General features: G+C 34.4%; 23 protein-coding genes. 14 read left to right on the top strand and 9 right to left on the bottom strand.

Annotation, left to right across the window (positions count from 1 at the left end; genetic code table 11):
- The first annotated feature begins 50 nt into the window (after positions 1 to 50).
- The 7 genes from ACYQ5R_RS07820 (at position 51) to ACYQ5R_RS07790 (ending at position 10595) form a co-directional block, all read left to right on the top strand.
- Positions 51 to 1697 carry a sulfatase gene (locus tag ACYQ5R_RS07820; RefSeq protein ID WP_460190361.1) on the top strand — a complete coding sequence of 549 codons (1647 nt, stop codon included), beginning with the start codon at positions 51 to 53 and terminating at the stop codon, positions 1695 to 1697.
- A gap of 11 nt (positions 1698 to 1708) precedes the next feature.
- The gene (locus tag ACYQ5R_RS07815; protein ID WP_460190360.1) at positions 1709 to 3037 is read left to right on the top strand and encodes a GntP family permease; all 1329 of its coding nucleotides are present in this window, start codon (positions 1709 to 1711) and stop codon (positions 3035 to 3037) included.
- A gap of 150 nt (positions 3038 to 3187) precedes the next feature.
- Entirely contained in the window at positions 3188 to 3868 is a 681-nt protein-coding gene (locus tag ACYQ5R_RS07810) for a TetR/AcrR family transcriptional regulator (protein WP_460190359.1), read from the top strand.
- The gene (locus ACYQ5R_RS07805; RefSeq protein ID WP_460190358.1) at positions 3868 to 5544 is read left to right on the top strand and encodes a peptidase domain-containing ABC transporter; all 1677 of its coding nucleotides are present in this window, start codon (positions 3868 to 3870) and stop codon (positions 5542 to 5544) included. The genes ACYQ5R_RS07810 and ACYQ5R_RS07805 overlap by 1 nt, the downstream gene beginning before the upstream one ends.
- Positions 5538 to 6881 (top strand): HlyD family secretion protein, encoded by a 1344-nt coding sequence (locus ACYQ5R_RS07800; protein WP_460190357.1) that lies wholly within the window; start codon positions 5538 to 5540, stop codon positions 6879 to 6881. The genes ACYQ5R_RS07805 and ACYQ5R_RS07800 overlap by 7 nt, the downstream gene beginning before the upstream one ends.
- A gap of 2 nt (positions 6882 to 6883) precedes the next feature.
- Positions 6884 to 8269 (top strand): TolC family protein, encoded by a 1386-nt coding sequence (locus tag ACYQ5R_RS07795; protein ID WP_460190356.1) that lies wholly within the window; start codon positions 6884 to 6886, stop codon positions 8267 to 8269.
- Between the two features lie 91 nt (positions 8270 to 8360).
- Complete coding sequence (locus tag ACYQ5R_RS07790; protein WP_460190355.1) at positions 8361 to 10595, top strand: FdhF/YdeP family oxidoreductase; 2235 nt, start codon at positions 8361 to 8363, stop codon at positions 10593 to 10595.
- Here the strand turns inward: ACYQ5R_RS07790 and ACYQ5R_RS07785 are convergent.
- Genes ACYQ5R_RS07785 through hisG form a run of 9 tightly spaced genes read right to left on the bottom strand, consistent with a single transcriptional unit; the run spans position 10569 to position 17978 of the window.
- On the bottom strand, positions 10569 to 10988 hold the full coding sequence (locus ACYQ5R_RS07785; protein ID WP_460190354.1) for an acyl-CoA thioesterase: 420 nt from the start codon (positions 10986 to 10988) through the stop codon (positions 10569 to 10571). The genes ACYQ5R_RS07790 and ACYQ5R_RS07785 overlap by 27 nt on opposite strands.
- Complete coding sequence (hisIE, locus tag ACYQ5R_RS07780; protein ID WP_460190353.1) at positions 10989 to 11582, bottom strand: bifunctional phosphoribosyl-AMP cyclohydrolase/phosphoribosyl-ATP diphosphatase HisIE; 594 nt, start codon at positions 11580 to 11582, stop codon at positions 10989 to 10991.
- Positions 11582 to 12337, bottom strand: a complete 756-nt coding sequence (gene hisF, locus ACYQ5R_RS07775; RefSeq protein ID WP_460190352.1) for an imidazole glycerol phosphate synthase subunit HisF — start codon at positions 12335 to 12337, stop codon at positions 11582 to 11584. The genes hisIE and hisF overlap by 1 nt, the downstream gene beginning before the upstream one ends.
- Positions 12338 to 12339: 2 nt before the next feature.
- Complete coding sequence (gene hisA / locus ACYQ5R_RS07770) at positions 12340 to 13068, bottom strand: 1-(5-phosphoribosyl)-5-[(5-phosphoribosylamino)methylideneamino]imidazole-4-carboxamide isomerase (protein WP_460190351.1); 729 nt, start codon at positions 13066 to 13068, stop codon at positions 12340 to 12342.
- Complete coding sequence (gene hisH, locus ACYQ5R_RS07765; protein WP_460190350.1) at positions 13065 to 13646, bottom strand: imidazole glycerol phosphate synthase subunit HisH; 582 nt, start codon at positions 13644 to 13646, stop codon at positions 13065 to 13067. Before hisH ends, hisA begins: the two co-directional genes overlap by 4 nt.
- Positions 13647 to 14786, bottom strand: coding sequence for a bifunctional histidinol-phosphatase/imidazoleglycerol-phosphate dehydratase HisB (hisB, locus tag ACYQ5R_RS07760; protein WP_460190349.1), 1140 nt, complete (start codon positions 14784 to 14786; stop codon positions 13647 to 13649).
- Positions 14779 to 15828 (bottom strand): histidinol-phosphate transaminase, encoded by a 1050-nt coding sequence (gene hisC / locus ACYQ5R_RS07755; RefSeq protein ID WP_460190348.1) that lies wholly within the window; start codon positions 15826 to 15828, stop codon positions 14779 to 14781. The genes hisB and hisC overlap by 8 nt, the downstream gene beginning before the upstream one ends.
- Positions 15818 to 17119, bottom strand: coding sequence for a histidinol dehydrogenase (gene hisD / locus ACYQ5R_RS07750; protein ID WP_460190347.1), 1302 nt, complete (start codon positions 17117 to 17119; stop codon positions 15818 to 15820). The genes hisC and hisD overlap by 11 nt, the downstream gene beginning before the upstream one ends.
- A gap of 1 nt (position 17120) precedes the next feature.
- The gene (gene hisG / locus ACYQ5R_RS07745; protein WP_460190346.1) at positions 17121 to 17978 is read right to left on the bottom strand and encodes an ATP phosphoribosyltransferase; all 858 of its coding nucleotides are present in this window, start codon (positions 17976 to 17978) and stop codon (positions 17121 to 17123) included.
- 483 nt (positions 17979 to 18461) lie between these two features.
- Here hisG and ACYQ5R_RS07740 point away from each other — a divergent pair, with 483 nt between their 5' ends.
- From ACYQ5R_RS07740 to proB, 7 genes are read left to right on the top strand one after another with little or no spacing between them, the layout of a single operon-like run.
- Positions 18462 to 19106 carry a GNAT family N-acetyltransferase gene (locus ACYQ5R_RS07740; protein ID WP_460190345.1) on the top strand — a complete coding sequence of 215 codons (645 nt, stop codon included), beginning with the start codon at positions 18462 to 18464 and terminating at the stop codon, positions 19104 to 19106.
- Position 19107: 1 nt separating this feature from the next.
- Positions 19108 to 20295, top strand: coding sequence for an argininosuccinate synthase (locus ACYQ5R_RS07735; protein ID WP_460190344.1), 1188 nt, complete (start codon positions 19108 to 19110; stop codon positions 20293 to 20295).
- Complete coding sequence (gene argC / locus ACYQ5R_RS07730; protein WP_460190343.1) at positions 20295 to 21272, top strand: N-acetyl-gamma-glutamyl-phosphate reductase; 978 nt, start codon at positions 20295 to 20297, stop codon at positions 21270 to 21272. Before ACYQ5R_RS07735 ends, argC begins: the two co-directional genes overlap by 1 nt.
- A gap of 27 nt (positions 21273 to 21299) precedes the next feature.
- On the top strand, positions 21300 to 22100 hold the full coding sequence (proC, locus tag ACYQ5R_RS07725; protein WP_460190342.1) for a pyrroline-5-carboxylate reductase: 801 nt from the start codon (positions 21300 to 21302) through the stop codon (positions 22098 to 22100).
- Positions 22101 to 22102: 2 nt separating this feature from the next.
- Complete coding sequence (locus ACYQ5R_RS07720) at positions 22103 to 23227, top strand: aspartate aminotransferase family protein (protein ID WP_460190341.1); 1125 nt, start codon at positions 22103 to 22105, stop codon at positions 23225 to 23227.
- On the top strand, positions 23224 to 24417 hold the full coding sequence (locus ACYQ5R_RS07715) for a glutamate-5-semialdehyde dehydrogenase (RefSeq protein ID WP_460190340.1): 1194 nt from the start codon (positions 23224 to 23226) through the stop codon (positions 24415 to 24417). The genes ACYQ5R_RS07720 and ACYQ5R_RS07715 overlap by 4 nt, the downstream gene beginning before the upstream one ends.
- On the top strand, positions 24401 to 25171 hold the full coding sequence (gene proB / locus ACYQ5R_RS07710) for a glutamate 5-kinase (RefSeq protein ID WP_460190339.1): 771 nt from the start codon (positions 24401 to 24403) through the stop codon (positions 25169 to 25171). The genes ACYQ5R_RS07715 and proB overlap by 17 nt, the downstream gene beginning before the upstream one ends.

Below are 25171 nucleotides of genomic sequence, written 5' to 3'. Positions count from 1 at the left end.
TTTTGAATCTTGCATAAAAGAGATTTATATTTCCATAATAACTATTTACAATGATTAAAACCATTTCTAAATACATTGCTATTAGTATTTTATTTGCTGCTTGTGCTGATTCAAGCACAATAGCTCAAGAAGAGCAAAAGCCAAATGTCTTATTTATTATGTTAGATGATTTAAATGATTATCAAGGCATATTTGGTGGGCATCCTCAAGCGAAAACACCAAACATTGATAAATTAGGTGCTTCTGGCACAGTGTTTACAAATGCCCATACCAATGTACCTGTTTGCTCTCCATCTAGAAATAGTTTATTTACTGGTATTTACCCCCACGATTCAAGAGATTTTGGGTGGACACCTCACTTCAAACAAGCTGTCCTTAAAGATCATAAAACATTTATTGAGTTATTTAAAGAAAATGGATATACAACTCTTGGTACAGGTAAACTACTTCATAAAAACGTTAAAAAGTATTGGACAGAATGGGGAGTGCCTGAAGGCATTAATTATGGTCCACATGCTTCTAACGGCAAAAAAATTATGGGGCACTCATCCGTACCAGAGCCTTTTAAGAGCATTAATGTTGTAGATGGTTCTTTTGCTTCGTTTGCTGATACTCCCTATATCATAGATAGTGTAGGAAACAAAGTAGAAACTGGTTGGACCTATGGTAAAAAGCCTTTTAGATATGAAACTGATGATCTTAGAGATTTAGTACCCGATGAAATGCATGCAGAGTGGTTTATTGAAAAATTAGATGAGTTAGAAGCTCAAGATTCTAAACAACCTTTTTTTATGGGTGTAGGTTTTGTAAATCCGCATACACCGCTGTACGCTCCCCAGAAATATTTCGATATGTTTCCTTTAAAAGACATAGAATTACCCATTATGAAAGATGGCGATGTTATTGACACATTCTACAACTCAGTATATCCAGATACAGAAATGGGCATCGCTTATTATAGAAAGTTAATGCAATCATATCCTAATGGTGATGAAGGATTGCAAAAATTTTTACAAGCTTATTTGGCATGTGTTGCCTTTGTAGATGAGCAAGTCGGACAAGTTATGGATGCTTTAGACAACAGTAAATTTAAAGACAACACCATAGTTATTCTAGTGAGTGATCACGGTTGGCAAATGGGTGAAAAAGATTATTTATACAAAAACTCACCTTGGGAAAAAAGTACAAGAATTCCATTTATTATAAGAGATCCAAAATCAAATAGTTTAGGTAAAGAAATTTCACACCCTGTTTCACTTATTGACTTGTTTCCAACTTTACAGGAAAAATGTGATTTAGAAGGAGTGATAAGCACTAATTCTAAAGCGCAACTAGGAGGACACAGTTTACAACCATTTCTAGAAAATCCTAAAACAAGCTCTTGGGAGGGGCCTAATGGCGCCTTAACAGTTCTTGGAGCTGGAATAAATCAACCCATTGAAGGATTGGGTATAAGTAAAAACAAAGGGGCGCTTTGGCATATAGAAATTATTAAAGATTTAGATGAAAGCTATGTAAGACAGCAGAATTACACGTATAGAACTGAACAATACAGGTATATCTTATATCGCAATGGCGAAGAAGAATTGTATGATCAACATACAGATCCGAACGAATGGAACAATTTAGCCAAAAATCCTACTTTTGATTCAATTAAAAAGCAATTAAAAAAAGAAATGCTAGCTATTATTGAATAGCCCAATTTAATATGATTTTAAACCTCCTTATTTTAATTGTTGTTTTACTACTTCTGGTAGTAGCAATCTCTAAATGGAAAATACATCCATTTATAGCATTGCTTTTAGCGGGAATTACATTGGGTTTTGCCGTTGGTTTTGATGGTGTAAAAACTGTTTCTGTTTTATTAGATGGATTTAGCAATACACTTAAGTGGATTGCTATAGTAGTAATTCTCGGCGCATTCATTGGTGAAGTTTTAAATGCTTCAGGTGGAGGTATTCGAATTTCTGAAAAAATACTAAAGCTTACAGGACAAAAAAGATTGCCTTGGGCCATGGGTTTTACAGGGTACTTAGTTTCAATTCCCGTTTTTGTTGATGTTGCCTATATACTACTGCACCCTATAATAGAAGCACTTTCTAAAAGAAGTAAAACTCCTGTTTTGGTTGTAGGGTTATCCTTGGCAGCAGGCTTAACTGTTTCGCATACCTTAATGCCGCCAACTCCAGGACCTTTGGCTGTTGCAGCCTTATTAAAGGCAGACATTGGCAGATTGCTATTAATCAATGCCTTTGTGGCTGTATTTGCAGTTGTAGGTGGTGTGTTATGGGCAAAACTATTTTGCAAAAAATACCGTCTTCCATTTGATGATAAACCTGAATCAACGGAACAATTATTAACCGCAGAACAACAACAATCTAAAAGAAAAAGATCTGTATTAATTGACTTAGCGCCAATAATAGTCCCAATTGTTTTAATGGGAATTGGCGTATTTTTCAAATCAAAAACACCCTTGGGAAAGTTTTTTGAATTTATAAGTATTCCAATGATTGCTGTCTTAATTGGAGCAGCTATTGCAGCTGTAGACTATGCTAGAAACTACGATAAAGCAAAATTAAACTCACTTGTTGAATCTGCTATAATTAAATCTGCCTTAGTAATTATGATTACTGGGGCTGGAGGTGCTTTTGGAGGGATTATAAAAGCTTCAGGAATGCAAGAAGCTTTGGGCTTATATTTTTCTGATATGCCCTTTGTAGGGTTCTTATTACCCTTCTTAATTGCAGCAATTTTAACTACTGCAACTGGCTCAATCACCGTATCTCTTATAGGTACTGCTTCTATTTTAGGTGAGTTTTCTAGTGTCATGCCCTACTCTCCAGAAATAATGGCCGCCCTAATTGGCTGTGGTTCTTTTTGTGTATTTCATGCCAATGCAAGTTTCTTTTGGCTTTTAAATAGGCTACACAATGTATCGGTACAAACACTGTATAAAACCTATACACTTCAATCTCTAATAATGGGTGTTTTTGGTTTATTAGGGGTATTAATTCTTTACCTTATAGGTATAAAATAGCTGCTTTACACAACAAAGCAACCATCTATAACCTATTGATTCTCAAAAGATAAATTTTATTTATTGAAAATTTTAACATTATGTTTGCAAATATTTTATGCGATGTTAATAGTATTACTATTATTTTAGCAACCATTAAAAGCAAATACTATGGATAGACTACTAGCAAACTTCAAGATTACTGTACAAGAAAGTATTTTTATAAAAGATCCTGAATCATCTGATTTAGGCAAACGCATTGTTAAGCAAAGTATAGAACTGATTGATGAAATTGGGTTTGATGCTTTTACCTTTAAAAAACTTGGTTCCAAAATTGGATCAAATGAGAGCTCTATATATAGATATTTTGATAACAAACATAAACTACTAGTATACCTATCAAGTTGGTATTGGGCTTGGTTAGAATACAGACTGGTTATAGAAACACATAGCATAACAAATCCTATAGAAAAACTAAAAAAGGCTATTAAAGTAACAACCCAAGCCACAAAAACTGATTCTGATTACACGCACATTAATGAAGTAATTTTAAATAAGATTATCATCAACGAAAACTCTAAATCATTCCTAACCAAAGAGGTTGATAAAGAAAATCAAGAAGGCTATTTTTTAATTTACAAGCGTCTTGTAACTCGATTAAAAGAAATGATTACTGCTGTTAATGGCAAGTATATGTTTGCTGCTAGTCTTGCCAGTACAGTTATAGAAACTACATTACATCAACATTTCTTAAAAGATCATTTTCCAACAATTACAGATTGTAAAGAATCATTAAGTCCCACAGAGTACATTACAGATTTAGTATTTAGAACTTTAAATATTAAAGCATAATGAGCACGCAACAGCTTACTCCGTGGAAACGCTTTTTAAAAATGCTTTCGCTTGAGCGAAAAGACATTTTACAAATATTTTACTATGCCATTTTTTCTGGTTTAGTTGCCCTGTCTTTACCCCTAGGTATTCAAGCAATAGTTAATCTTATACAAGGTGGACAAATTTCGACCTCATGGATTGTATTAGTTTCTCTTGTTACTCTAGGAGTGGTACTAACGGGTATTCTACAACTCATGCAATTACGCATCATTGAAACATTGCAACAACGCATATTTGTTCGTTCTTCTTTTGAATTGAGCTATCGATTTCCAAAAATAAAAATGGAATATTTACAAAACGTGTATCCACCAGAATTGGCCAATCGATTTTTTGATACGCTTACGTTACAAAAGGGGCTATCTAAAGTTCTGGTAGATGTGCCTTCAGCTATTTTACAGGTAATTTTTGCATTAATCCTGCTCTCGTTTTACCACCCTCTTTTCATTGTTTTTGGCATTGTACTAATGCTTGCTGTTTATTTTGTTTTTAAATACACCGCCAAAAAAGGATTAGAAACGAGTTTGGTTGAATCTAAAATCAAATATAAAGTTGCGCATTGGATTCAAGAAGTAGCAAGATCTGTTGTAAGTTTTAAACTCTCAGGAAAAACAAGTCTCGCCTTAAAGAAAAACGATGACTTGGTAGATAAATATCTAGATGCCAGAGAAAATCACTTTAGTGTAATTAGAATTCAATACATTAAAATGATTGGTTTTAAGGCATTAATTACAGCTGGATTATTAATCATTGGAGGGGTACTTGTATTGAATCAAAAAATGAATATTGGTCAGTTTGTAGCTACCGAAATTATTATCCTTTTGGTAATTACTTCAGTTGAAAAATTAATTCTTGGCTTAGAAACTTTGTACGATATGCTTACATCTATTGAAAAGTTAGGGCAAGTTGTAGATAAACCATTAGAGCCTCAAAATGGCAATCAAACAAAATGTGAAAATGGCATTTCAATCGAACTTGATGAAGTGAGTTTTAAAGTTCCACCTAAGGAGTCTCCAATACTAAATAAAATTTCTCTAAACGTAAACTCACAAAGTAGGGTATTAATCAAGGGAGAGTCAGGTACTGGAAAATCAAGCCTTATTCGAATTTTAACAGGAGTTACGCCACCTACATCTGGTAACATGTTTGTCAACAATCAATCTATTAAAGGTCTTCACTTAAATCAGTATAGAGCACAATTAGGATTATCGCTTAATGAAGAATATCCGTTTGAAGGTACCCTAAGAGAAAATTTAACTTTTGGCGATTCAAACATAACAGATGAACGCATCATTGAACTTACCAAGATTGTTGGTTTAACGGAATTCTTAAAAGAGCAACCGAAAGGTTTAGATACTGTGTTATTTCCTGATGGAAAACAAATATCGTTTACCATCGCCAAAAAAATTGTTTTAGCAAGAGCGGTACTTAAAAACCCAAAAATCATCATTTTAGAAAATGCCCTTGATCAATTTAACAATGATGAAGTAAAACAAATTATTGATTATTTGTGCAATCCTCATCAGCCTTGGGGATTACTAGTTGTAGGTTCTAATGATTATTGGAAAACTTATTTAAACGAAGTAATCGACTTGAATAAAGTTAAAGTTGAACGTTTAATTCCTGATGCATGTTAAACATATCGAACAACTCAATCAATAAAAAAATTTCTTTATCTGAATATAAATCAGGTAAGAAAATTACGAATAAGCAATACTACAAGCGATTCAATCAAATATCTAAGATATTCTTGGTTTTAGTTATGGTCATACTATTCTTACCATGGACTCAGAATATTTCTGGAAGAGGCTATGTAACTGCTTTAAAACCTAGTCAGCGCCCACAAACTATACAATCACCCATACCTGGTGGCATTGAGCAATGGTATGTACAAGAAGGTGATTTTGTAAAAAAAGGTGATACAATCTTACGTATTTCAGAAATTAAAAGTGACTATTTTGATGACAAGCTTGTAGAACGAACTGGGAATCAAATTGAAGCTAAATCTTTATCAGTAAAAGCGTATGAGCGTAAAATATTAGCACAAGAAAAGCAGATAAATGCCCTTCAAAAAGAGCAAGGTCTTAAGATTGAACAAGCCAAAAATAAATTAGAACAAGCAAAGCTTAAAGTTAAAAGTGATAGTATAGACTTAGAGGTTCTCAAAACCAATAAAACAATTGCTACAACACGTTACAATAGAATTAAAACTTTAAAAGAAGAAGGGTTAAAATCTACACGCGATGTTGAGGAAAACCGCTTAAAACTTCAAGCTACTGAGGCAAAGTTTATTTCGCAAGAAAACAAGCTTCTAGAAAGTAAAAACAAGCTTGTAAATGCAAGAATAGAATTATCTAGAATCAATACAACATATACCGATAAAATATCAAAAGCCGAAAGTGAATTATACACCTCTAAATCTGCACAATTTAACACAAAGGCAGAGGTTTCTAAATTAGAAAACAGCTACTCTAATTACGAAAAAAGAAACACGTTAAAATATGTTACAGCACCGCAAAACGGATTTATAAATAAGGCTTTAAAAGCTGGTGTTGGCGAGACCTTTAAAGAGGGAGAATCTCTTGTAACCATAATGCCTGCGAACTACGATTTAGCAGTAGAAACATATATAAAACCAATAGACTTGCCATTGATTCATATTGGAGAAAAAGTACGTGTGCAATTTGATGGTTGGCCAGCAATTGTATTTAGTGGCTGGGAAAGTATTTCTTATGGGACCTTCGGAGGAAAGGTTGTGGCAATAGAAAACTTTATTAGTGACAATGGTATGTATCGTGTTTTACTTGCACAAGACGAAGAAGACCACCCTTGGCCAACTGGGATTAGAGTTGGTTCTGGTGCAAAAACCATTGCTCTATTAAATGATGTACCTATTTGGTACGAACTATGGCGAAACATCAACAGTTTCCCTCCTAACTTTTATAAACCAACAACAGAAACAGCCAAAAAATAATGATGAATCGTCTTCTTTTAAGCCTTCTTATTTGTTTTGCCACGCAAATTTCTTTTAGTCAAAATGCTACAGTCTTGACTCTAGAGGAGTATTTGGGCTATGTAAAAAAATACCATCCAATAGTAAAACAAGCTAATTTATTATTGAGTGAGAGTGAAGCAAAATTATTAAAATCGCGAGGTGCTTTTGATCCAAAAATAGAAGTTGATTACGATCGTAAAAAATTTGAAGGAACAGAGTATTACGATAAACTGAACACTGTATTTAAAATTCCAACTTGGTATGGTGTTGAGTTTAAAGGGAGCTTTGAAGATAATTCAGGAGTTTATTTAAACCCTGAGGCTACTTTGCCAACGGATGGACTGTACAGTGTCGGGGTATCCGTTTCGCTAGCTAAAGGCTTCTTAATTAATGAGAGAATGGCAGCTATAAAACAAGCCAAACAATATCAATTACAAGCAGAAAAAGAAAATCAGCTACTGGTTAACGACGTGCTTTTTCAGGCTACAATTGCCTACTTTAATTGGGTTAGAACACATGGTGAACTCGAAGTATACACTGAGTTCTTAACCAATGCCGAATTGCGTTTAAATGGAATAAAACGCAGTTATGAACTTGGCGAAAACCCTGCAATTGATATTACTGAAGCTCAAATTGCATACAACAATAGAAAATTAAATCTCGAAAAAGCCAATTTAAATTATACCAAGGCCGCTTTAGCACTTTCAAATTTCTTATGGATTAACGATGTTCCTGCAGAAATTCAAAATAATGTTACACCAGAAACAGAGGTAGCAATTATTGTAGATAATATTTTAGAGATACAGTCTTTTGAAAAAGACCAAAACACTATTGTTAATCATCCGAAATTGCAATCTCTTGAATATAAAATTAGCGGTCTTGAAATCGAAAAAAGACTTCAAAAGAACAATTTACTTCCGAGTATAGATTTACAATACAATTTTTTAAGCGAAACTCCCGGAACGATTAATTCTTTTAATACAGATAATTACAAAGCTGGAGTTGCCGTTAAATTTCCAATTTTTCTAAGAAAAGAAAGAGCTGATTTAAAGCTCACAAAATACAAGTTAGATGCAATTAACTTTGAAAAAAGTGCTATTGAATTAGAATTAAATAATAAGTTAAAAGCTATTGAACAAGAAATTGATTCTTATGAGAATCAGCTTGAAATAACCAATAACATTGTAGCAGATTACACCATACTCTTAAAAGGTGAAGAACGAAAATTTGATATAGGAGAAAGCTCTTTATTTCTTATCAACTCTCGTGAAGCTAAACTTATTGAAAACAAGTTGAAAGCGCTAGAAACAGAAAATCAGCTTCTAAATGCCAAAGGCAAACTGTTTAACATTCTAGCCATCAATTGATAATTTTTATTCTTTACATTCTTTAACCACTCCAATATTTGCAATGGAATAATTTGTAATTTCGTATCGATACTTAACTCAATAAATTGGCATGAAACTAGGAACTCCTGCAAAAAGCGCCGCTGGTACAAAAGGTGTTTACCATGCAATGCGCATGTTATTTAAAACAGTAAAACCAGTTAAAGGATTTAAGATTCTAAATAGCTTAAATCAAAAAGAAGGTGTAGACTGCCCAGGTTGTGCATGGCCAGATCCTGACCATCGCTCAAGATTAGGAGAATACTGTGAGAACGGTGTAAAAGCTATAGCCGAAGAAGCTATGGATGCCAATGCGGATGAAGCATTTTTTGAAAAACACACGATTGAGTATCTAAGAGAGCAAACTGATTATTGGTTGGGCCAACAAGGACGATTGGTGCGACCAATGATTATACATAAAGGTGACGCTCATTACAAACCAATTTCTTGGGGCGAGGCATTTAAAATTGTGAGCAACCAACTAAATGAACTGCCAAACCCTAACGATGCAATTTTTTACACATCTGGTCGAACAAGTAATGAAGCAGCATTTCTTTACCAATTATTCATACGGATTTTTGGCACCAACAACTTACCAGATTGCTCAAATATGTGTCATGAATCAAGTGGTACAGCACTGAGTCACACGCTCGGTATTGGTAAAGGTTCGGTTAAACTTGAAGACTTTTACAAATCTGAATTAATATTAATATTTGGTCAAAATCCTGGAACCAATCACCCGAGAATGTTATCTGCATTAGAAAAAGCAAAAGCTAACGGGGCCAAAATTGTTGCTATAAATCCGCTTAAAGAAGCTGGCTTACTCAATTTTCAAAATCCACAAGAAGCCAAAGGTCTATTAGGAATTGGAACTCCGATAGCTGATTTATATCTTCAGATTAAGATTAATGAAGATGCGGCACTGCTAAAATTATTAATGCAGCGTTTATTTGAACTCAGTGAAGAGCATCCAGAAATTCTCGACTCAGAATTTATCAACTCAAAAACTGATGGTTTTGAAACTTTTAAAACTGAAATATTATCTCATAATAGTTCAGAATTATTAAAACGAACTGGTTTAAATAAAGAGGACATAGACACTTTTGTTCATTTATTGGCCAATCGAAACAAAATAATTGCCTGTTGGTGCATGGGCCTTACCCAGCATATTAATGGTGTAGACAACATTCAAGAAGTTGTTAATCTTCTTTTAATGAAAGGCAGTATAGGAAAAGAAGGTGCTGGAACTTGCCCTGTGAGAGGCCATAGTAATGTACAAGGAGATAGAACTATGGGTATTTGGGAAAAACCAAGCAAAGCTTTTCTAGACTCATTAGCTAGTACATTTGGTTTTGAACCTCCACGTAAACACGGTGTAGATGTAGTAGATGCCATTGAGTTAATGCATAAAGAAAAGGGTAAAGTATTTATGGCGATGGGTGGTAATTTTCTATCGGCTGCACCAGATACTGAGGCAACACAAAAAGGATTAGAAAACTGCAGTTTAACCGTCCACGTTTCAACCAAATTGAATCGCTCTCATTTACATCATGGAGCTATTGGATTAATTTTACCTTGTTTAGGCAGAACAGATAAAATTTTAGAAGCCTCAGGCGAGCAACGATTGACTGTAGAAAACTCTATGGGTCTTGTCCATACCACTAGAGGGAATCAACCACCTCGTTCTGAATATTTATTAAGCGAACCGCATATTATTGCAAAATTAGCAGCAAACACAGTAGGCAATTCAATTGTAAATTGGAAAGAATTAATTGAAGATTACAGTAAAATTAGAGACTTAATAGGGACGTCTGTGAAGGGTTTTGAAGATTTTAATGAACGCTTAAAAACAGAAAAGATATTAGAATTACCAAACGGACCAAGGATTGGTGAGTTTACAAACGATATTGGGAAAGCCAGATTTACTGTAAATAAATTATCGGAACACCAACTCAAAGAAGATGAACTTATGATGATGACTATTAGAAGTCATGATCAATTTAACACTACGGTTTATGGTTTAGACGATAGATATCGAGGCATATATGGAACGAGAATGGTGGTGTTAATGAATACTGAGGATATTAACAAGTATAAACTAGATGTAGGCACTCCTATTACATTGAGTAATAATTACGACAATACAAAAAGAGCTGTTAGCGGATTACACATTGTACCCTACGATATTCCTAAAGGTTGTGTTGCAACTTATTTCCCTGAATGCAACCCATTAATACCGTTAAGTCAAAAAGCCCGAAAGAGTAATACACCTGCTAGCAAATCAGTTAAAGTAACTATTAGTCAATAATTCAAAAATTTCTTGAGGTATTCTTGTTGGTTTTAAGGTTGTTGTATCCATCAAGCACCATGTAGATGCTGCTTGCAAAATAATTCTATCGTTTTTTAATATTTGAACATAGCGTATAGAAGTCACTCCTTTTGATTCACCAACCCAAGTCAAGACTTTTAACTCGTCTCCAAAAAATGCTTGTCCTTTATAATCTATTTCATGACGAAGACATACCCAAAAATACTTGACATTGATTTTAGCATTTGATAACAAACCCCAATGTTTTTCTGAAGCATCTTGCACCCATTGCACATACACCACATTGTTCACATGATTTAGTGCATCTATGTGCTCTTCTTTAACTTTGATTTGATAAGAATGTGAAATACTATTTTCTGAAGGACCTGTCAATTATTTATGTCGAGATTTTAAAACTTCAACGATATCCTCTAAGGTATAACCCTTCGCCTGCAATAAAATCAAATAATGAAACAACAAATCTGCAGACTCATTCAAAAATAAATGCTCGTCATTATCTTTTGCCTCAATAACAACCTCTACCGCCTCTTCACCAACTTTTTGTGCAATTTTATTAATGCCTTTTTTGAATAAAGAAGCTATATAAGAAGCCTCATCTAAATTTTCTTTACGATTGGCAATAACATTTTCTAAATGAGTCAGAAAGCCAAATTCTAAGGTATTTTTTGTAGACCAACAAGTATCTGTACCTGTATGACAAGTAGGGCCATGAGGAATGACTTGAATTAGCAGGGTATCCTCATCACAATCGTTTTTGATATTGACTAATTCTAAAAAATTCCCACTTTCTTCTCCCTTCGTCCACAAGCGTTGTTTTGACCTACTATAAAATGTAACTTTATTAGTAGCAACAGTAGTATCAAATGCTTCTTGGTTCATATAACCTAACATTAATACATTCTTGGTTTGTGCATCTTGTATTATTGCTGGCACCAGCCCTGTATTTGAATCAAATTTTATATTCATTACAATCTTACTTTAATCCCTTCTTGGGCTAAATCATTTTTTAAATCTACTATTTCTATTTCTTTAAAGTGAAAAACACTGGCTGCTAATGCAGCATCTGAGTATCCTTCTTTAAAGGTATCAATAAAATGTTGAACTGTACCTGCTCCACCACTTGCAATGATAGGAACATTTACAATCTCACTCAATTTTTTTAAGGCATCGTTTGCAAATCCATCTTTGGTTCCGTCATTATTCATCGAGGTAAATAAAATTTCTCCTGCACCACGCTCAACACCTTCTTTTACCCAATCAAACAAGTTTAACTCAGTTTCAACACGTCCTCCAACTAAAAATACTTTCCACTCGCCATTTATATTTTTAGCATCAACCGCTAGCACCACACATTGACTTCCAAATTTATTGGCTAAATTGTTTATTAACTGTGGATTTTTTACTGCCGATGAATTTACAGATACTTTATCTGCACCCGCTCTTAATAAGGCATTCACATCTTCCACCGACGAAATACCTCCACCAACGGTAAATGGAATATTGACTTTACGCGCCACTTTTTCCACCATTTCAATCATGGTTTTACGTTTGTCTTTGGTAGCAGTTATATCTAAAAAAACCAACTCATCTGCACCTTCTTTAGAATATCTGTCCGCCAATTCCACTGGATCTCCAGCATCGCGTAATCCAACAAAATTTACACCTTTAACAGTGCGACCATCTTTTATATCTAAACAGGGAATAATTCTTTTTGTTACCATTATTATCCTTGATTTAAAATAAAATTCTCAATTTCCTTTAATTGAATTCGCCCTTCATAAATTGCCTTTCCAACAATGGTACCTTCACAACCTAACTCCGCTAATTCAGGTAGTTCTTTAAAAGCCGAAATACCTCCAGAAGCAATCAACTTGACATCTTCAATTTCTGACAGCATCTTTTTATACAAGTCAAATGATGGTCCCTGTAACATTCCATCTTTTGAAATATCAGTGCAAATTACATAGGAAACTCCTTTATTTTTATATGCCCTCACAAACGGAATCAACTCTTGATCTGATTCTTCCAGCCATCCACTAACTGCTATTTTTTCATTGTGAGCATCAGCACCTAATATAATTTTATCGGCTCCATAAACTTGCAACCAATTCTCAAAAATACCAGGATTTTTAACCGCAATACTACCGCCAGTAATTTGATTCGCGCCACTTTCAAAGGCAATTCTCAAATCTTCATCTGACTTTAAACCTCCACCAAAATCAATCTTTAAATTTGTTTTAGAAGCGATAGTCTCAAGCACTTTATAATTCACAATATGACTCGCTTTGGCTCCATCTAAATCCACTAAATGAAGGTGCTGTATACCATGATCTTCAAATTGCTTTGCAACTTCTAAGGGATTTTGGTTGTATACTTTTTTTGTATTGTAATCACCTTTAGACAAACGAACACACTGTCCTTCAATAATATCAATTGCTGGTATTATTCTCATAACTCTATAAAATTCTTTAGAATTTGCTCTCCTACGCCACTACTTTTTTCTGGATGAAATTGGCATGCATAAAAATTATCTTTTTGTATGGCACCCGCATATTGCAATCCGTAATCTGTTAATGCAATTGCATTGGTGTTTTTTGGTATATAATAACTGTGAACATAATACACGTAAGCATTCTCTTCCACTGAATCAAATAAATCTCCTCTTAAATTATTTATTACATTCCACCCTATTTGAGGTACTTTTAAATCATCATTAAACTTAAGCACGTCAACAGGAAAAATACCCAAACACGCTGTATTATTTTCTTCTGAAAATTGACACATCAACTGCATTCCTAAACAGATTCCTAACACAGGTTGTTTTAAAAATGGAATCACTTTATCCAATCCTTGTTGCTTAATTTCAGCCATAGCACTAGATGCTTCTCCAACTCCCGGAAAAATTACCTTGTCTGCAGATTTTATTGTTTCAGCATCATTCGAACAGATTGCATCATAACCCAATCGTTCTAAAGCAAACTGAACTGATTTCACATTACCTGCACCGTAATCTATAATTACAATTTTCATCTATAACAATCCTTTTGTTGAAGGTAATATCATTTTATCTACATCTCTTTTTACAGCCACTTTTATAGCCTTCGCAAAAGCCTTAAATATGGCTTCGATTTTATGATGTTCGTTTTGACCTTCTGCTTTTACATTCAGGTTTGCCTTCGCCCCATCTGTGAACGACTTAAAAAAGTGAAGAAACATTTCTGTTGGCATTTTACCAACCATTTCTCTGTTGAATTCAGCATCCCAAACTAACCAATTTCTTCCTCCAAAATCAATGGCAACTTGCGCCAAACAATCATCCATAGGCAAACAGAATCCGTAACGTTCTATTCCCAACTTATTACCTAGTGCGTCCGCAAAAACTTCACCTAAGGCAATTGCTGTATCCTCAATTGTATGATGCTCGTCTACCTCTAAATCCCCATCAACTTTAATGGTTAAATCCATACTACCATGACGTGCAATTTGGTCTAACATATGATCAAAAAATGCGATACCCGTTGCAATGTCACTTTTACCTGTTCCATCTAAATTAAGTTTGATATAAATATCGGTTTCATTGGTCTTACGCTTAATTTCAGCAACTCTATCATCTAATTTTAGGAAAGTGTAAATAGCCTCCCAGTCATTGCTTTCTATGGCTATAACAGTATCTAACTCTTCACGTTTCACCGTAATTTCATCAGTTCCAAAATTAGTCTCATCATTGATAAAAATTCCTTTTGCTCCAAGGTTCTTTGCTAATTCAATATCAGTCAGTCGATCTCCAATCACAAATGAATTTTCTAAATCGTATGCATCCGAAAAATACTGAGTCAGCAATCCAGTATTCGGTTTTCTAGTGGGTTGATTATCTTTCGCAAAAGTTCTATCAATAAAAACTTCATCAAAAACAACACCTTCACCTTCAAATGTTTTCATGATAAAATTATGAATAGGCCAAAATGTATTTTCAGGATACACCTCTGTACCCAAACCATCTTGATTGGTAACCATTACCAATTCATAATTCAATTCTTTAGCAATCTTTGGCAAATACGCCAAGGCTTTCGGATAAAATTCCAATTTTTCAAATGAGTCTGTTTGCTCATCTGCAGGCTCCTTAATCATGGTGCCATCTCTATCTATAAAAAGTACTTTTCGTTTAGTCATTATCTAATGCTTTAAGTGCTTCTATTAATTTTGTATTCTCTTCTTTTGTTCCTACCGTAAATCGAAGGGTGTTTTCGCACAAAGGCTGTGTTGTTCTGTTTCTAATTACAATACCTTTCTGTATTAATTCATCGTAACGTTTGTTTGCGTCATCTACTTTTACTAATAAAAAATTAGCATCAGAATTATAGATTTTCTCAATAAATGAAATCTCATTAAGGCTTTTTTCTAACACATCACGCTCCGCTAAAATTGATTGAATTTCAGATTGGACTTCATCTATTTTAATCAATCGCTCTTTGGCCTTTTGCTGTGTTAATTCATTAACATTATATGGCGGTTTGATGCGATTGAGTATTTCAATAATTTCAACAGAAGCATAACAAATACCCAATCTAATTCCTGCCATTCCATAGGCTTTAGATAAGGTTTGTGTTACAATTAAATTAGGAAACTCACTCAACCGAGAAGACCAACTTTTCTCAGATGAAAAATCGATATATGCCTCATCCACCACAACTATTCCTTTAAACCCTTTAATAATTTGCTCTATTTTTTCTGATGAAAAAGAATTACCAGAAGGGTTGTTGGGTGAGCATAAAAACAACAATTTAGAATTTTCATTTACTACCTCTAAAGTTGCCTCCACTCTAATATCATAATCATCAGATAACAACACTTCTTTAGTTGAAATATCATTTAATCCTGCAAGAACGCCATACATACCGTATGTTGGAGGTAGGAGAATCACATTGTCCTGTTTAGGTTCACAGAAGGCTCTAAAAATTAAATCGAGAACCTCATCGCTTCCATTACCTAACAATATTTGATTTGAAGGCACTTCTTTAATCCCTGCCAACAATTCTTTTACTGATTGCTGTTTTGGATCGGGATATCTATTCACTCCATTCTGAAACGGATTTTCATTCGCATCTAAAAACACCATGTCTGCAGTTGCTTCTTCAAATTCGTCACGAGCAGAAGAATAGGCTTTTAATTTTGCTACGTTTTCACGCACAATTTCATTCAAATCAAACATCATCTTCCCCCTCCTTTAATTGATTTAACCTAAGCGTCACCGCATTTTTATGGGCCTGCAATCCTTCGGCCTCTGCCATTAATTCAATGGCGTTACCGATAGTTTGAATTCCTGATTTAGAGATTCTTTGAAACGTTATTTTCTTTACAAAGGCATCTAAATTCACACCGCTATACGATTTCGAAAACCCATCTGTAGGTAAGGTATGATTTGTACCACTAGCATAATCCCCAGCACTTTCAGGTGTGTAATTGCCGATAAAAACCGAACCTGCATTTATAATATTTTCTAAATAAAATGATTCATTTTCTACTGCCAAAATAAAGTGTTCGGGGCCATACTCATTAATCAGATCAATAATATCTCGTTTATCTTTAAGTAAGATAGATTTTGAGTTCTCCATGGCTTTTGCGGCAATATCTTTTCTTGGCAACAAGGCTAATTGGACCGCAACTTCTTTGGAAACTTCGTCTAGAAAGGACTCAGAATTTGAAACACAGATTACTTGGCTATCTGCACCGTGCTCTGCCTGAGATAATAAATCTGATGCTACAAAGGCAGCATTTGCAGAATCATCTGCCAACACCAATAATTCAGAAGGACCCGCGGGCATATCTATTGCAACACCGTATGATAAAGCCATTTGTTTTGCAGCCGTTACATACTGGTTACCAGGGCCAAAAATTTTGTACACATTTGGTACTGATTCCGTTCCAAAAGTCATGGCTCCAATGGCCTGAATTCCACCAACCTTAAATATTTTGGTCACTCCACATAGATTCGCAGCATATAATATTGCAGGGTGTAACTTACCTTCTTTATTCGGAGGAGAGCACAACACAATTTCTTTACATCCTGCTAATTTTGCAGGAACTGCTAGCATTAAAACGGTAGAAAACAAAGGAGCAGAACCACCGGGAATATAGATTCCCACTTTTTCAATTCCTCTAGCCTCTTGCCAACACTCAACACCAGGAGCAGTTTCAATCACCTTTTTATCTAATTGTTGTGAAGCATGAAAAACTTCAATATTTTTTTTAGCCAGTTGAATGGCTTCCTTTAATTCTTCTGAAACTAAAGATGATGCTTCTGCAATTTCCGGGGCGGAAACTGAAATATCAGACAATAACACCTTATCGAATTTCTCGGTGTAATTTATCAATGCGCTGTCTCCATTTGAGTTTACATCATCAAAAACTCCTTGTACAATAGCCTCTAGATCTAGCTTATCAATAGTAGGTCTTTTTAAAATTTTAGACCATAAATCTTTAGATGGATTTGAAATCAATTTCATCTTACAATACCATTTTCTCTATTGGACAAACCAAAATACCTTCTGCGCCTTTTAATTTCAATTCATCAATTACTTCCCAAAATCTATCTTTGGCAATCACGGTATGAACAGAACTCCATCCTTCTTGAGCCAAGGGCAATACTGTAGGGCTTTTCATACCGGGTAAAATCGAAATAATTGTATCTACTTTTTCGTTTGGCACATTCATTAAGACATATTTTGAGTTACGACCTTTCAATACCGATTGAATTCTAAATTGAATTTTATCTAGAATATTTTGTTTTTCATCTGATAATGCAGGTGATTTTACCAATACCGCCTCTGACTTTAACATTACTTCAACCTCTTTTAAATTGTTTTTAAAGAGTGTACTTCCAGATGAAACTATATCTACAATTGCATCAGACAAACCTATATTTGGTGCAATTTCAACGGAACCATTAATAATGTGTATGTCGGCTTGTTCGCCTTTCTTAGCAAAATATTTTTCCACGGTATTTGGATATGAGGTTGCAATTTTCTTGCCTCTTAAATCTTCTATGCTATTGTACTCAACATCTTTTGGGACAGCAATAGATACCTTGCATTTTGAAAAACCAAGTTTTTCAATTATTGGCAAATCATCTCCTTTTTCTATCAAGGTATTCTCACCAACTATAGCAATATCTACAACGCCATCTCTCAGGTATTGTGGTATATCACCGTTTCGCAAATACAATACTTCTAGCGGAAAATTTCTGGCATTTGCCTTTAATTGATCTTTACCATTCTCAATGGAAATTCCGCAATCTTTTAATAGTTTAAGAGAGTCTTGATTTAATCTTCCTGATTTTTGTACTGCAATTTTAATTTTCTCCATGTTGTTTAATTAATGCCTGAAATACCTAAAACAAGTTTTATAAAAAAACCCGTCTGAGCATTTCAGACGGGTTTGATATTATTTATTAAATTATAACCATATCATCACTAACTCGCCTGTTGTGCAAGAGCATTATGATGGTGATGTGTATGATTAAATATCATTATTTCTATTATTTGAGCTGCAAATATAAATCAATTTTAAACTACTGCAAACATTCTAAAAGATAATTTACCTATTCCACTATATTCTTAAATTAATTCTAACGTTATTGTAATTTTATTGAAAATCGTTTTTTGATTTTAAATATTGTTTGTAGATTTGCCACGTGAGAATAGATATTTCAAATACACGTTTAGCATTTCCTCGCTTACGCCGTCGTCGCCCGTAAGGGTATTATCTATTTATTGGAATTAGGTGTGTCCAATTCCGCATTCAAAGACAACATTCAACTTATTTTTTTAATCAATCATCGTATTTACAATGGATATTGTAATTGCTAATAGTACGCATAATTCGTACGCAGAAATAATTTGTGACACAATTGCTGAATCTGCAAAGCAGAGAGGTACTGGTATTGCCAAAAGAACCCCTGAATATATCAAGAGTAAACTTGAGAAAAGCAATGCTGTTATTGCCCTGGACGGTAATAAATTTGCAGGCTTCTGCTATATAGAAAGTTGGCAACACGGAAAGTTTGTAGCACATTCTGGTCTTATCGTACATCCTGATTTTAGAAATACTGGGTTAGCAAAACAAATCAAAAAATTCATTTTTGATTATTCGTTGCAGAAATATCCAGATTCTAAAATTTTTGGTATCACTACTGGTTTAGCAGTAATGAAAATCAATTCCGATTTAGGTTATAAACCTGTAACTTTTTCCGAATTAACAGATGACGAAAAATTTTGGGCAGGTTGTCAGACGTGTACCAATTACGAGATTTTAAAAATGAAAGAACATAAAATGTGTTTGTGTACTGGCATGCTCTATGACCCAAAGAAAGAGTACAAAACACTTACAGAACAAAAGCATCCATACAATAAAAAAGTGTGGACAAGACTAAAAAACATCAAACAATCATTATTCCTAAAAAAGTCCCTTAAACAAGGAAAGGGCGATAAATAAAATGAGCAAAAAATTAGTTTTAGCATATAGCGGCGGTTTAGACACTTCTTATTGTGCAAAGTACTTATCTAAAGAAGAAGATTTTGAAGTTCATGCGGTTAGTGTAAATACCGGAGGATTTTCAAACGAAGAAATTGAAAATATCAAAGAAAGAGCATTGCAATTAGGAGCTGCTTCATATCTTTCAATTGATGCAGTTCAAACATTCTACAGTAAAGTGGTAAAGTATTTAGTGTATGGCAATGTGTTAAAAAACAATACATATCCGCTTTCTGTTAGTGCCGAAAGAATAGTGCAAGCCATTGAGATAGTGGAATATGCAAAAAGCATTGATGCCAAATATATAGCACATGGTTCTACAGGTGCCGGAAACGATCAGGTAAGATTTGATTTGATATTTCAAACGTTGGCTCCAGAAATTCAAATTATCACACCTATTAGAGACAATAAACTATCTAGAGAATACTCTATTAATTACTTAAAAGAAAACGGTTTAGATCTTCCTTGGGAAAAGGCAAAATATTCAATCAATAAGGGACTTTGGGGAACAAGTGTAGGTGGCGATGAAACCTTGACTTCTCACCTATCACTTCCAGAAGAAGCCTATCCAAGTCAACTACAAAAAGAGGGATCTGAGCAAGTAAAACTAAGTTTTACAAAAGGTGAATTAACCGCAATTAATGACACTGCAGACACTCCTGTAAACAATATAGAAAAACTAGAGGCCATCGCTTCTCAATATGCCATTGGCAGAGATATTCACGTAGGTGATACGATTATAGGTATTAAAGGAAGAGTTGGATTTGAAGCCGCAGCTTCAATTATAATCATTAAAGGTCATCACACTTTAGAAAAACACGTATTAACCAAATGGCAACAGCATTGGAAGGAGCAATTGGGCAATTGGTATGGAATGTTGTTACATGAGGGACAGTACTTAGATGAAGTCATGAGAAATATTGAGGTATTCTTAGAAGACACTCAAAAACATGTAACAGGAGATGTGTTTGTAAGTCTATATCCGTATAGATTTGTTGTAGATGGTATTCAATCTGAACACGATTTGATGAATGCTTCTTTTGGATCCTATGGAGAAATGAATAAAGGTTGGACAGCAGATGAAGCCAAAGGATTTATCAAAATCCTATCGAATTCTGGAAAAATATTTAATCACGTAAACAAGCAATAATGTTACAAGTTGGAATAATTGGAGGAGCGGGGTATACTGCAGGAGAACTGATTAGATTATTAATCAACCATCCAGCGGCAGAAATTAATTTTGTGTTTTCAACATCAAATGCTGGCAATAAGTTATACGCAGTTCATCAAGATTTAGTAGGACAGACAGAGTTGTCGTTTAGCAGTACAATTAATACTGAAGTTGATATCGTGTTTTTATGTTTAGGACATGGCAATTCAACCAAGTTTTTACAGAATCATTCTTTTTCAGCATCCACAAAAATAATTGATCTTAGTAATGATTTTAGACTAAATGCAGATACAACTTTTGAAGGTAAAGAGTTTGTTTATGGGCTTCCAGAATTAAACTTCGACACTATAGAGAAAGCTAATTATATTGCAAATCCAGGTTGTTTTGCAACTGCTATTCAATTGGCGTTATTACCGCTAGCTAAAAATCAATTATTAAAATCTGATGTTCATATAAATGCTACTACAGGAGCTACCGGCGCTGGTGTTACACCAAGCGCAACAACGCATTTTGCTTGGAGAGACAACAATTTTTCTTCTTACAAAGTATTTAACCATCAGCATTTAGGAGAAATTGGAGAAAGCTTAGTACAACTACAAAATGAATTTAATAAAGAATTACTTTTTATTCCGAATAGAGGAAATTTTAGTAGAGGTATCTTCGTCACACTTTACACTGAATTTGAAGGTAGTTTAGAAGAGGCTCAAACCCTCTACACGAAATATTACAACCATGCAACATTTACATATGTTAGCGACCAACCGATTCACCTAAAACAAGTTGTAAACACCAATAATTGTTTCGTTCATTTACAAAAACACGGAAATAAATTATTGATTACTAGTGTTATTGACAACCTACTAAAAGGCGCATCAGGACAAGCTGTTCAAAATATGAATATCATATTTGGATTAGAGGAAACTTTAGGGCTGAATTTAAAATCAACCTATTTCTAAAATTAACAAAAAACCAAATTTTAAATTATGAAAATTGCCATTATAGGTGTAGGAAATTTAGGGTACTCAATAGCTCTAGGTATTGTGGGCGAAGGAAATATTCCTTACGAATCTTTATATCTCTCAAAGAGAAATACAGCAACTTTGTCTTGTTTTGAAAACATTTCAAATGTGCATATAACATCAAGCAATAAGGACGCTGTAAAAAATTCGGAGGTCGTAATTTTAGCCGTTCAACCAGGGCAAGTTGAAGGAGTTTTAGATGAAATTGCACCTGTACTAAATCCTAAAAAGCACTGTTTGGTTTCTGTTGTTACCGGTAAAAATATTGCCTATTTAGAAGAAAAATTAGATACGCAATTGCCGATTATTAGAAGCATGCCAAATACAGCCATCTCTGTTTCGCAAAGTATGACGTGTATTAGTGCTAATGCGAAAGGAAAAAAGAATATTCATTGTGCTAAAAAAGTATTTAATGCCTTAGGTAAAACAATGTATATAGAAGAAGAATTAATGCAGGCGGCTACGGTTATTTGTGCAAGTGGAATAGCTTTTTGGATGCGATTGATTAGAGCAACAACTCAAGGGGCAGTTCAATTAGGGTTTGATGCTGATGAAGCTCAAGAACTATCAATGCAAACTGCTTTAGGAGCAGCTAGTTTATTGGTAAAATCTGAAAGCCATCCTGAGCAAGAAATTGATAAGGTTACAACACCTAGAGGTTGCACAATCGAAGGGTTAAATGAAATGGAACATCGAGGCTTAAGCAGTGCTCTAATTAGAGGTTTGGTTAAATCTTATGATAAAATAAACGAGATAAAAAATTAAGAATGGAAATTTTTAATGTATATCCATTATACGAGGTCACTCCGGTAAAGGCAAAAGATTGCACCGTTTGGGATGAAAATAATCAAGAGTATTTAGACTTATACGGTGGGCATGGTGTTATATCTATTGGACACTCACACCCTACTTATGTCGCCAGAGTAACTGAGCAACTCAGCAATATTGGCTTTTACTCTAATGCAATTCAAAATCCATTGCAAAAAGAACTTGCCAATAAACTTGGTGAAGTTTCTGGGTGTAATAACTACGAATTGTTTTTGTGTAATTCTGGTGCAGAGGCTAATGAAAATGCACTTAAAATGGCTTCATTTCATACCGGAAAGTCTAAGATACTATCTTTTGAAAACGCCTTTCATGGAAGAACTAGTGCAGCAGTCGCCACAACAGATAATCAAAAAATAAATGCGCCGATAAACTTGCAACAAGAAGTTGTTTTTGTACCATTAAATGATATCGACGCCGTAAAAATAGAAATGGCAAAAGGCGATATAGCGGCTGTTATTATTGAAGGCATACAAGGGGTTGGCGGTTTAGACCAAGGCACAACAAAATTCTTCAAAGAATTAGAAAAACTATGTAATTCAAATGGTGTTGTTCTGATTTTGGATGAAATTCAATCTGGATATGGTAGAACCGGAAAGTTTTTCGCCTTCCAACATCACGCTATTCAACCAGATATTATAACAACTGCAAAAGGTATGGGAAATGGATTCCCAATTGGCGGAGTATTAATCTCTCAAAAATTTGAAGCAAGCTTTGGTTTATTAGGAACCACTTTTGGGGGGAATCATTTGGCTTGTGCTGCTGGAATTGCAGTACTTGATGTGATCAAAAGTGAAAAATTAATGGAGAATGCAATTAAGATTTCAGACTATTTTAAGGAACAGGTTTCAAAAATTCCTCAAGTAAAAAAACTGAAAGGAAAAGGACTTATGGCCGGAGTTGAATTTGATTTTGAAGTAAATGAGCTTAGAAAGAAATTAATCTATGAGCATCAAATATTCACAGGTGGAGCTATGAATAAAAATTTGTTGAGAATTTTACCTCCACTTTCGGTTACAAAGGCAAACATAGACACATTTATAAATGCACTAAAATCGTTACTATGATTCCATTAAACTCATCTCAAAAAGACACTGTTCTAAAAAAAATGGCTGAATTAATTGCACTTAACAAGCAAACAATTCTCGAAGCAAATCAAAAAGATATTGATACCTATAGTGGAGACGACAAGGCCATGTATGATCGATTAATTGTAAATAATCAGAAAGTTGAAGGCATGGTATCATCTCTTCATCAATTGATATCTGATAAAGATCCTATCAACCAAAAGCGCTATGAATTCACTCATGACAACGGTATGAAGATCGTAAATAAAACCGCTCCTTTTGGCACTGTAATGATTATTTACGAATCGAGACCTGACGTAACGGTTGAGGCTGCTGGAATTGCGTTTAAGTCTGGTAATAAAATACTTTTAAAAGGAGGTAAAGAATCATTAAATTCAAATCTTGCAATAGTAGATTTATGGCATCAAGCTTTAGAAGAAAATAATATCAGTAAAGATTGGGTTGTCTATTTAAACTACGACAGAGCCAGAACACAAAAGTTTTTAAAAAATCCTTCTCAGCCAATTGATTTAATCGTACCTCGAGGTGGAGAAAAATTGATTGCTTTTGTTAAGCAAAATGCATCTTGCCCTGTTATTGTAAGCGGTAGAGGTAATAACTTTGTATATGTGGCAGAAGAGGCTGATTTAGATATCGCTTTAAACTTAATAAACAATGGTAAAACTGCAAAGATTTCTGCTTGCAATGCTGTTGATAAAGTTCTAATAAATAGTCAGCTTAAAAACAAAGATTCGTTTATCAAAAATCTTGTAAACACGCTAAAAGAAAGTAACGTTGAAATTTCAGGAGATCAAGCAACCTCTCAATTTGAACATGTAGACCCCATTGCATCTGAAGATATTTGGTACGAGGAATTCTTAGACTATAAAATTGTGATTGGTCAAGTTGATGCAACGCATGAAGCAATAGAAAAAATAAATAAATACAGTGGTGGTCACTCTGCTGTTATTGTTTCTAAAAACGATACAGAAGCAGATCAATTTATGGCTGCTGTTGACACAGCTGCTGTATATCAAAATGCTTCTTCTAGATTTACCGATGGTGGACAATTTGGTTTAGGCGGTGAATTAGCAATTAGTACCGATAAATTACATCATAGAGGTCCAATGGGACTGCATGATTTAGTAACCAACAAATGGTATATTAAAGGAAATGGGCAAATCAGATAAACTAAGAATCGTATTAAAAATTGGTTCAAATGTTTTAACCAAAGGCACCAATCATATCTCACGAGGTAAGATTGAAGATATTGCGCGTCAAATAGCCTCTTTAAAAGAAAACTACGAATTTATTATTGTGAGTTCGGGCGCAATTGCAGCTGCTAAACAATTTGTAGAATTAGAGGGAAAAGAAGTTACCGTAAAACAAGCATTGGCTTCGATCGGTCAACCACATTTAATGCGCATTTATCAAGAAAACTTTAGAGAACTTGGCTTACTAACCTCACAGTGTTTACTCTCATATGCCGATTTCGAAAAAGAACAAGCAAAGACCAATATCGTAAATACCATTAATGTTTTGGTTGAAAACAATTACATCCCGATTATCAACGAAAATGATACAGTAGCTACCGATGAAATTAAATTTGGCGATAACGATAAATTAGCTGCATTAACAGCAGAATTAATTGGGGCAGACCTATTAATAATTGCTACCAACACCAATGGCATCTATACCAAGGCTTCTTTGGATAATGAAACGAAAGAGACCATTGAATCAATTTCTGATTTAAATTCGCTTTCAGATCAAATTACTCAGTCTGTTTCAAAACATGGCACCGGTGGAATGACCACAAAATTGGAGGCTGCCGAAATTGCTCAAAAGGCTGGAATTACTACATGGATAGTTAATGGTTTACAAGAGCAATTTATAAAAGAGGCGTTTTCAAAGAGCGTACAATTTACAACAATTACAACCTATTAA

This window comes from Urechidicola sp. KH5 (assembly GCF_054661455.1).
The sequence above is the reverse complement of the archived record's forward strand: the minus strand, read 5'-3'. Positions and strand labels throughout refer to the sequence as shown.

What these genes read in the sequence shown, in the direction of transcription:
- ACYQ5R_RS07820 (WP_460190361.1), top strand. Translation starts at nt 51, where the DNA reads ATGATTAAAACCATTTCTAAATACATTGCTATTAGTATTTTATTTGCT.
- ACYQ5R_RS07815 (WP_460190360.1), top strand. Translation starts at nt 1,709, where the DNA reads ATGATTTTAAACCTCCTTATTTTAATTGTTGTTTTACTACTTCTGGTA.
- ACYQ5R_RS07810 (WP_460190359.1), top strand. Translation starts at nt 3,188, where the DNA reads ATGGATAGACTACTAGCAAACTTCAAGATTACTGTACAAGAAAGTATT.
- ACYQ5R_RS07805 (WP_460190358.1), top strand. Translation starts at nt 3,868, where the DNA reads ATGAGCACGCAACAGCTTACTCCGTGGAAACGCTTTTTAAAAATGCTT.
- ACYQ5R_RS07800 (WP_460190357.1), top strand. Translation starts at nt 5,538, where the DNA reads ATGTTAAACATATCGAACAACTCAATCAATAAAAAAATTTCTTTATCT.
- ACYQ5R_RS07795 (WP_460190356.1), top strand. Translation starts at nt 6,884, where the DNA reads ATGAATCGTCTTCTTTTAAGCCTTCTTATTTGTTTTGCCACGCAAATT.
- ACYQ5R_RS07790 (WP_460190355.1), top strand. Translation starts at nt 8,361, where the DNA reads ATGAAACTAGGAACTCCTGCAAAAAGCGCCGCTGGTACAAAAGGTGTT.
- hisIE (WP_460190353.1), bottom strand. Translation starts at nt 11,582, where the DNA reads ATGAATATAAAATTTGATTCAAATACAGGGCTGGTGCCAGCAATAATA.
- hisF (WP_460190352.1), bottom strand. Translation starts at nt 12,337, where the DNA reads ATGGTAACAAAAAGAATTATTCCCTGTTTAGATATAAAAGATGGTCGC.
- hisA (WP_460190351.1), bottom strand. Translation starts at nt 13,068, where the DNA reads ATGAGAATAATACCAGCAATTGATATTATTGAAGGACAGTGTGTTCGT.
- hisH (WP_460190350.1), bottom strand. Translation starts at nt 13,646, where the DNA reads ATGAAAATTGTAATTATAGATTACGGTGCAGGTAATGTGAAATCAGTT.
- hisB (WP_460190349.1), bottom strand. Translation starts at nt 14,786, where the DNA reads ATGACTAAACGAAAAGTACTTTTTATAGATAGAGATGGCACCATGATT.
- hisC (WP_460190348.1), bottom strand. Translation starts at nt 15,828, where the DNA reads ATGATGTTTGATTTGAATGAAATTGTGCGTGAAAACGTAGCAAAATTA.
- hisD (WP_460190347.1), bottom strand. Translation starts at nt 17,119, where the DNA reads ATGAAATTGATTTCAAATCCATCTAAAGATTTATGGTCTAAAATTTTA.
- hisG (WP_460190346.1), bottom strand. Translation starts at nt 17,978, where the DNA reads ATGGAGAAAATTAAAATTGCAGTACAAAAATCAGGAAGATTAAATCAA.
- ACYQ5R_RS07740 (WP_460190345.1), top strand. Translation starts at nt 18,462, where the DNA reads ATGGATATTGTAATTGCTAATAGTACGCATAATTCGTACGCAGAAATA.
- ACYQ5R_RS07735 (WP_460190344.1), top strand. Translation starts at nt 19,108, where the DNA reads ATGAGCAAAAAATTAGTTTTAGCATATAGCGGCGGTTTAGACACTTCT.
- argC (WP_460190343.1), top strand. Translation starts at nt 20,295, where the DNA reads ATGTTACAAGTTGGAATAATTGGAGGAGCGGGGTATACTGCAGGAGAA.
- proC (WP_460190342.1), top strand. Translation starts at nt 21,300, where the DNA reads ATGAAAATTGCCATTATAGGTGTAGGAAATTTAGGGTACTCAATAGCT.
- ACYQ5R_RS07720 (WP_460190341.1), top strand. Translation starts at nt 22,103, where the DNA reads ATGGAAATTTTTAATGTATATCCATTATACGAGGTCACTCCGGTAAAG.
- ACYQ5R_RS07715 (WP_460190340.1), top strand. Translation starts at nt 23,224, where the DNA reads ATGATTCCATTAAACTCATCTCAAAAAGACACTGTTCTAAAAAAAATG.
- proB (WP_460190339.1), top strand. Translation starts at nt 24,401, where the DNA reads ATGGGCAAATCAGATAAACTAAGAATCGTATTAAAAATTGGTTCAAAT.